At 34.3% G+C, this 6,141-nt stretch carries 9 protein-coding genes; 2 read left to right on the top strand and 7 right to left on the bottom strand.

The window, feature by feature from the left end; all coding sequences use genetic code 11:
- The 3 genes from BUA97_RS16350 to BUA97_RS16340 all read right to left on the bottom strand — a co-directional run.
- Positions 1–442 (bottom strand): HlyD family secretion protein (locus BUA97_RS16350; RefSeq protein ID WP_139258373.1); only part of this gene is annotated, 442 nt, incomplete at its 3' end.
- A 10-nt stretch (positions 443–452) separates the two neighbouring features.
- Complete coding sequence (locus BUA97_RS16345; RefSeq protein ID WP_073000363.1) at positions 453–1,787, bottom strand: TolC family protein; 1,335 nt, start codon at positions 1,785–1,787, stop codon at positions 453–455.
- Positions 1,774–2,034 carry a hypothetical protein gene (locus tag BUA97_RS16340; RefSeq protein WP_073000360.1) on the bottom strand — a complete coding sequence of 87 codons (261 nt, stop codon included), beginning with the start codon at positions 2,032–2,034 and terminating at the stop codon, positions 1,774–1,776. Before BUA97_RS16340 ends, BUA97_RS16345 begins: the two co-directional genes overlap by 14 nt.
- An 89-nt stretch (positions 2,035–2,123) precedes the next feature.
- Between BUA97_RS16340 and BUA97_RS16335 the strand changes: the two genes are divergently transcribed.
- The gene (locus BUA97_RS16335; RefSeq protein WP_073000358.1) at positions 2,124–2,903 is read left to right on the top strand and encodes an AraC family transcriptional regulator; all 780 of its coding nucleotides are present in this window, start codon (positions 2,124–2,126) and stop codon (positions 2,901–2,903) included.
- Positions 2,904–2,967: 64 nt separating this feature from the next.
- On the opposite strand, the gene BUA97_RS16330 is transcribed toward BUA97_RS16335, so the two are convergent.
- The 4 genes from BUA97_RS16330 to BUA97_RS16315 form a co-directional block, all read right to left on the bottom strand.
- Positions 2,968–3,354 (bottom strand): VOC family protein, encoded by a 387-nt coding sequence (locus BUA97_RS16330; RefSeq protein WP_073000356.1) that lies wholly within the window; start codon positions 3,352–3,354, stop codon positions 2,968–2,970.
- A 29-nt stretch (positions 3,355–3,383) separates the two neighbouring features.
- Positions 3,384–4,148, bottom strand: coding sequence for a helix-turn-helix domain-containing protein (locus tag BUA97_RS16325; RefSeq protein ID WP_073000354.1), 765 nt, complete (start codon positions 4,146–4,148; stop codon positions 3,384–3,386).
- Between the two features lie 162 nt (positions 4,149–4,310).
- Positions 4,311–4,766: a DinB family protein gene (locus tag BUA97_RS16320; RefSeq protein ID WP_073000352.1), complete on the bottom strand. Its 456-nt coding sequence runs from the start codon at positions 4,764–4,766 to the stop codon at positions 4,311–4,313.
- 520 nt (positions 4,767–5,286) lie between these two features.
- Positions 5,287–5,646 carry a VOC family protein gene (locus tag BUA97_RS16315; RefSeq protein ID WP_073000350.1) on the bottom strand — a complete coding sequence of 120 codons (360 nt, stop codon included), beginning with the start codon at positions 5,644–5,646 and terminating at the stop codon, positions 5,287–5,289.
- Positions 5,647–5,725: 79 nt separating this feature from the next.
- Between BUA97_RS16315 and BUA97_RS16310 the strand changes: the two genes are divergently transcribed.
- A complete protein-coding gene (locus BUA97_RS16310) occupies positions 5,726–6,082 on the top strand; it encodes a winged helix-turn-helix transcriptional regulator (protein ID WP_073000348.1) in 357 nt (118 codons plus the stop codon).
- Positions 6,083–6,141: the final 59 nt, after the last annotated feature.

Here is a 6,141-nt window from a genome sequence, read left to right as displayed (position 1 = left end):
CCAGTAGATTTTTATAACGGTCAAATTCTTTTTGCTGCTGGTTCAATCTTGCTTTAGCTCCTGCCAATTGTGCTTTTATAACCTCAATACTTTTAAGTTGCGTTTCTTCGTTCGCCGTCAAAATCGGTAATTTGGCGTGTGAACTCATCAGCTCTGCTGATGCAGCATCTTTTTTCAGTCCATACTCGTCCAATTCAATGACCACAAGTGTATCACCTTTTTTAACAGGCTGATTGTCCTTATAATATATTTTGCTGATATAGCCGCCTACTTTTGCGTTTATGGGCGACAGGTAAGCATCAACTTGAGCGTCGTTGGTCTGTTCATATTCATATCCTTTAAGGAAATAGATAGCTCCCCAAATGATGATCCCTGCGAATAATGCAACACCAGACCATTTGGTTATACCTACAATAATTCTATCTGTTTTATTTTTGTTCATAATAGTTGTATTAGAGAATTCCTACGATTGCTAATAGTCTGATATGACTTACTTTTGCGTATGTCTGTGCTGTTGTCAGATTGAATTTTGCTTCCAGCAAAGCATTTTCTGCTTCCAAAAGATCGATCAGCAGAGATTCCTGATTTAAATAGCTACTTCTGATGACCCGGACCGTTTCCGTTGCTTTTGCGATATTTTTTACGGCTGTTTCCACAGCTTCCAATGCCTGCTGTTCTTGCAGACAGGCTTCTTTTATCTGAAGTGAAATTTCCTCCTTCTTCATTTCTGCTTTTTCTTTGGCCTGAGTGCTGACAACCTGGGCACGGGCGATTGTATTTTTGCTTTTGTACAAATTATCAATAGAATACTGGATTTTAATTCCTGTCTGACCAAATCCCCACAAGTTGTTTGAATACGGATAAAAGGAGATCTGTGGATAGTTGTAGTTATAGTTAGAGTACAAAGAAACTTTGGGCAATAGCGTAGCTTTTACCTGCTTTACGTTCAGTTCGCTCCATTTGATGTCACTACCAGCAATTTTGTATTCAGGAGATTTGTTGAAAGCAATGTTTACATAATTATTGTAGTCACCGTATGTGATCGCGTTTAATTCAATTAGATCTTCGTGTTGTATTGCTAATTCGGTATCATTTTCACGTCCCATCAGAATATTGAGCCTTTGTTTGACTATTTCAATCTTCTTAGTGACGTCAGAAAGATTAAGTTCCAGTTGGGATAATTTTACGGAGGTTCTCAGTACATCACTCTTTAATACGGTACCGTTCTTATGCAGACTTTCTATCAATCTCAATTGTTTTTTTTCTGCTTCAATCTCTGCATCAAGAAAATCATAGAAATGCAAGAACTTATATAGATCAAAATAAGCAACAGCGACATTATATTTTACACTGTGCTTTTGCAGGTCCAGTTCATATTGTTTTCGTGTCTCTTCTTCCTTTTCCAGCTCGATATTCCTTTTGTCCTTACCACCATTGTATAGATTAAAGTTTACGTTGTAGCCTAATCCGTAACCGTAGCCTTTTACCGGCACATCCTGTGGAGAAGAGAATATTCCATTGTCATAGATCAGGAATTTGGAATTGAGCTTTAGATCCCCACCTATTGAAAGTTCCGGTAATAGACGGTCTTTGGCTTCCAATATTTCTATTTTACTTTGCTGGAGATATAGGTCAGATAGTTTCAGTTGACGATTATTCTTTTCGGCAACTTTCCACATTTCTTCCAGACTTAGGGGGTGGTCATTTTTGATATGCTGAGCGTAAATAAAGGGTGCGAATAAGAGCAACAGTATGCCCAATAACGGCACAATCTTATATCGTTTCATTAGTTTTATTTTTATAAATAATTGGTTTCTTTCTGTTTCCCAGCCATTGTTCTAGCATCTTTCTCCACCCATCGAAAGCAAAGCTTAAATCGGTCATTGGCATAAAAGGACTAAAATAGGCGCAAACCAGCCAATAGATATTTGCTTTATCAATTTCTTCGGGATTAGGGGATTGATGTTCAGATCTTTTGGCCTTTATCTCAAGTTCATCATCTTTATCGGGTTTTGTGATTTTATGTTCCATCATGATTCCACTATTATTAACACATCAAAATTATCCAATACAGCAAGCTTTCTTTTTATATAATTAGCCTGATATTTACTAAATTTGGCCACATGGAGATTCTTAATCAATTGATCAATATTGTGGATCAAAATCCTGATTCCGTCCTCGTGATGCGACAGCAGACGGAACAGCGTTTACCTGCTCATCAACACGATAAGGCTCAGTTACTATTGGTTTATGGCGGGATTGCTTACTTACAAACAGACGAAAAGGATCTCTATATTCCGTCCAATCATTATATCTGGATACCAAAAAATTATCGACACAACCTGATGTTCAACACAAAGGATTTACACATCATCAATATTTACTTTCCAAACAAAAGATCGGATAGTTTTTATGATGAACTGGGTATTTATCCTGTTAGCAAGCTGCTGGCAGAAATGCTCTCATTTAGTGGGAAATGGCAGGGTGATTATTTTAAAGGTTCATGGGAATTTGAATTTTTGACCACGCTTAAAGGCGTATTAGCAAAAGAAAAACTCAAAAAATTCTCCATTCAACTTCCTACTACGGACGATCAACGGCTCAATGTCATCATCGACAGTTTTAGAAATCGGTTAAATGAAGATCTAAGTTTGGCTGTTATTGCTCAGCAATCGGGAATGAGCATACGTAGTTTGACCAGGCTATTCCAAACGAAATTGCACATCACTTTTGTTCACTACTTAAAGATGCTACGTATTATCAGGGCGATGGAATTGATAAAAGATACAGATCTGAACATGACAGAGATAGCCTATGAAGTAGGATATTCGAACATAGCTGCATTTAGCAATAATTTTCAGCAACTGACCAATATGAGACCTACGGAATTTAAAATGAAATAAGCAGTAAGATTATAGTTGTTTTTAACTATAATCTTACGCTCAAATTGCTTATAGCTAAGTTGTATTATGTGACAGTATCCTTAAATGGGTTTAAACTTATTTCTATCATCAACTTTTCAAAAAAGAAATAGAAACCGAACGTATTCCTGATTTTCTTTGGTTCGCTCTCAAATTGTAAGTCAGCTTCTGTTTTTAGCTTTTCATAGATATTCCAAACTGCTTGCTCATCTTTTTGATAAAAGCCGATGTGGAAATTCTCTGGATATTCAGGCATATTTTCCTTGTGGTTCAATTCCTGTCCCCAAACAACTAATGCAAAATTATGGTCTTTTTCCAGAACTGCCATTTTGCTGTTTCGATTGACAATTAAACTAAAACCTAAATGATTTATAAATAAATTTACAGCTTTATTTACGTCCTGTACAACGATATTGATGTGGTTTAAATTCATTTTGTTCTTTTTTAAATTACAGAACAAAATTACTTTTCAGGCATAAGACTTAATTGGATAAATCGGTCATTTTCGTTTTTGTTTAAGATAGTTGGTTTTACTCCTGCAAACTTTTTCACTTCCCTGATAAAATGAGATTGGTCCCCATAATCGAGTCGGGGGTACAAATCCCCATTTTTTAGTTGTTTCAATGAGTTGGAGAAACGGATTATATTTAGATAGGTTTTCAGCATTACGCCTAACCATTTATGGAAATAACGGTTCATTTGTCTACTGCTCCAATAAATTTTTTCTTCGAGTTCTTTTACCGTAATTTCTCCTTTACATGCATAAATGAGTTCAAATAATTTCTTTTTTCGGTCGTCTATTTCTTTTGATGATAATGAAGAAAGCACCTTGATGGCTTTATGGTAAAATTGATTAAAATCGTTCAGATCATCTCTTGAAAATCCCCAGTAATCTGTCTGAAGTGTTTTCTTCGTGTTATTTAAATCCGCAAAAGATTGTTTGAAAATATATTCGGCAGCGATGGGGTAAAAGCTGATGGCAAACATTGTAGATTTTGGGAATGGAGGTTTAGTGATGGGAGCAGAACATATTCCGGAAATGAAAATTTCAAATTTTCCATTTTCATCAGCTAACAGAAATAAATCTATTTTTCCATCGGGAACTATAATGCCTTCTTTTTCTTCATCAGAGTGGTTTTTTACCATCCAGATGCTTTCGACAATGTCTGTTAGCGGTTCATCGGGTTGAATACAGATATATTCTAATTTATTTGTTGGGAAATGCATTTTTGATCAGCATGAAAATAAATGTACATTTACAAAATTATAAAGTAATACCTTACAGTTGGTTCTCATTATCTGTAACATATAATCAAAATCATTTGTCAAGTCTTAATTTATCAGATATGAAATAAAGTTCAAAAACAACATAACTCTATGAATATTGTTTTAAACAAATTTTCTAATACTTAACATATATCCTAAATGCATTCCTTCGTGATAATTATTACATTCAAATGCATCAGTGATTGACGATAAATGGAATCCTGTTCCTGTAGTCCTTTCGTTGTAATTTAGAAAAATACCCTTTAGAAAATCATCTATTGTGGGCTCAATGAGAGAAGTCAAGAGTGTTTTCAGTTCATCAGCTTCTTTTTGAGGAATATATGCATCTGGTTTGGTCCCTGATTGATATTTAACTAACAAATCGTCAGAAATATATCCTGGGAAATGAGAACCTCTATAGATCAGTTTTTGTTGTGTTACAATAATATGCCCAATATGCCAGATAAGATTATTGTTGTAACCATTGGGAACTTTGTTAAGCTGATCTAATGAGTAATTTTCAAAGTAACTTAAATAGATTCTACGACTTGTTTCCCATGTTTTAAATAGTGCTTCCATACGTTAATACTTTTAAATATATTTGAATGTGGCTGCAATTGCTCGTTCAATTACAATGCTGCTTTACACGATAATCTGTTTTGTAAAGTTCTAAATTTTTTTTCTACTTTTAGTTATTAAATAACACTATATATTATTTTTCTTGCCTAAAAAAAATATTGAAACAGAATGCGAAGGTCAGCATGCCAACTCCGAAGAGCTAAGATGTACTGATAAGAACGATATTTACAATTTGGCTTCCGAAAACCAGACCTGAGAAGAGAAAATAAAACGAAAAGCCATTTAGCAAAGCCTTTTTGGAAACTGCTTTATCGGTTTATGACAAAGATTATTTGAGATTATGCCGGTTAAAATTATCTTCTCCCTGCAGCATTTTTTGTTTACATAAATATTCAAGAGCGGTTTAATAAGGCTTATTATTTAGCTTTGAGGTTTGAAATATTACACCTCGAAAGATGAATTTCTATAATTTCATTAAAGTACAAATTACAGATCGTTAAGCCACAAGAAATACCTTTGACTAATTATCATTGAGTTGAAGATATTCAATTACTTTTCCGTCTTTTTGTTCTACTATAAATCGAACGCCTGTACTAACTCTGTTAACGGGTATAATTATTCTTTTTGATTCGTTTTCAAGTATTTTCCAAAAAGCTTTCAAATCGTCAACTACAAATATTGCATTGACCAAACTAGGTATCTCGAGGGCTTCAGGCCCGTCTACAGCACCCAAAATAACAAAATGATCCACTAAGTTTAATTGATATCCGTCGTGGGCAGCTGAAAGAGATACCTCTTTACCGGTAATTTTTTTATAAAAAGCTACTGTATTTGCAAAATCATCAGTAACAACCGGTAACAATACTATTTTAATTTTCATAAACTTAATTTTAACTTTGCAGCAAAGCTATACTGATCGTCAGTAGTATGCAATAACTCATTTTTTTATTAGTAATGTAATGGGACATAAGATTAAAGAGAGCTCTACCAACCAGGCAAATAGAAGGATACTATCAGATAGGTGTAGAGTAAATGATATACTTAGTTTAGTAGGTAAACGATGGCTCATGACAATATTATATGAAATCTCATTAGGGAATGATCAGTTTTCTGCACTAACCAAAAGCATTCCTGAAATTTCGGAACAAGTTCTTGCAACTCGTGTAAATGATTTGGTCGAGAACAACTTGATCGAAAAGAATGAAAGAACAAATACGACTCCTCTACAGATAATCTACACCACTACTGATAAAGGAAAGCAAATCTTATCACTCGTCGATAAGTTGTGCAAGTGGGATGAATATTGGAACAGATAAAGTATTGTATATTAAAATAATTAATTAAAAAGTGGGACATCGTATGAAATGTTGTTTAT

The sequence above is a fragment of the Epilithonimonas mollis genome (assembly GCF_900142325.1).
Taxonomy (GTDB): Bacteria; Bacteroidota; Bacteroidia; order Flavobacteriales; family Weeksellaceae; genus Epilithonimonas; species Epilithonimonas mollis.
Note: the sequence above shows the minus strand (reverse complement) of the source record. Positions and strands in the feature narration are given on the sequence as shown.

Coding starts and splice junctions, on each gene's coding strand:
- BUA97_RS16345 (WP_073000363.1), bottom strand. CDS start 1,787: ATGAAACGATATAAGATTGTGCCGTTATTGGGCATACTGTTGCTCTTA.
- BUA97_RS16340 (WP_073000360.1), bottom strand. CDS start 2,034: ATGATGGAACATAAAATCACAAAACCCGATAAAGATGATGAACTTGAG.
- BUA97_RS16335 (WP_073000358.1), top strand. CDS start 2,124: ATGGAGATTCTTAATCAATTGATCAATATTGTGGATCAAAATCCTGAT.
- BUA97_RS16330 (WP_073000356.1), bottom strand. CDS start 3,354: ATGAATTTAAACCACATCAATATCGTTGTACAGGACGTAAATAAAGCT.
- BUA97_RS16325 (WP_073000354.1), bottom strand. CDS start 4,148: ATGCATTTCCCAACAAATAAATTAGAATATATCTGTATTCAACCCGAT.
- BUA97_RS16320 (WP_073000352.1), bottom strand. CDS start 4,766: ATGGAAGCACTATTTAAAACATGGGAAACAAGTCGTAGAATCTATTTA.
- BUA97_RS16315 (WP_073000350.1), bottom strand. CDS start 5,646: ATGAAAATTAAAATAGTATTGTTACCGGTTGTTACTGATGATTTTGCA.
- BUA97_RS16310 (WP_073000348.1), top strand. CDS start 5,726: ATGGGACATAAGATTAAAGAGAGCTCTACCAACCAGGCAAATAGAAGG.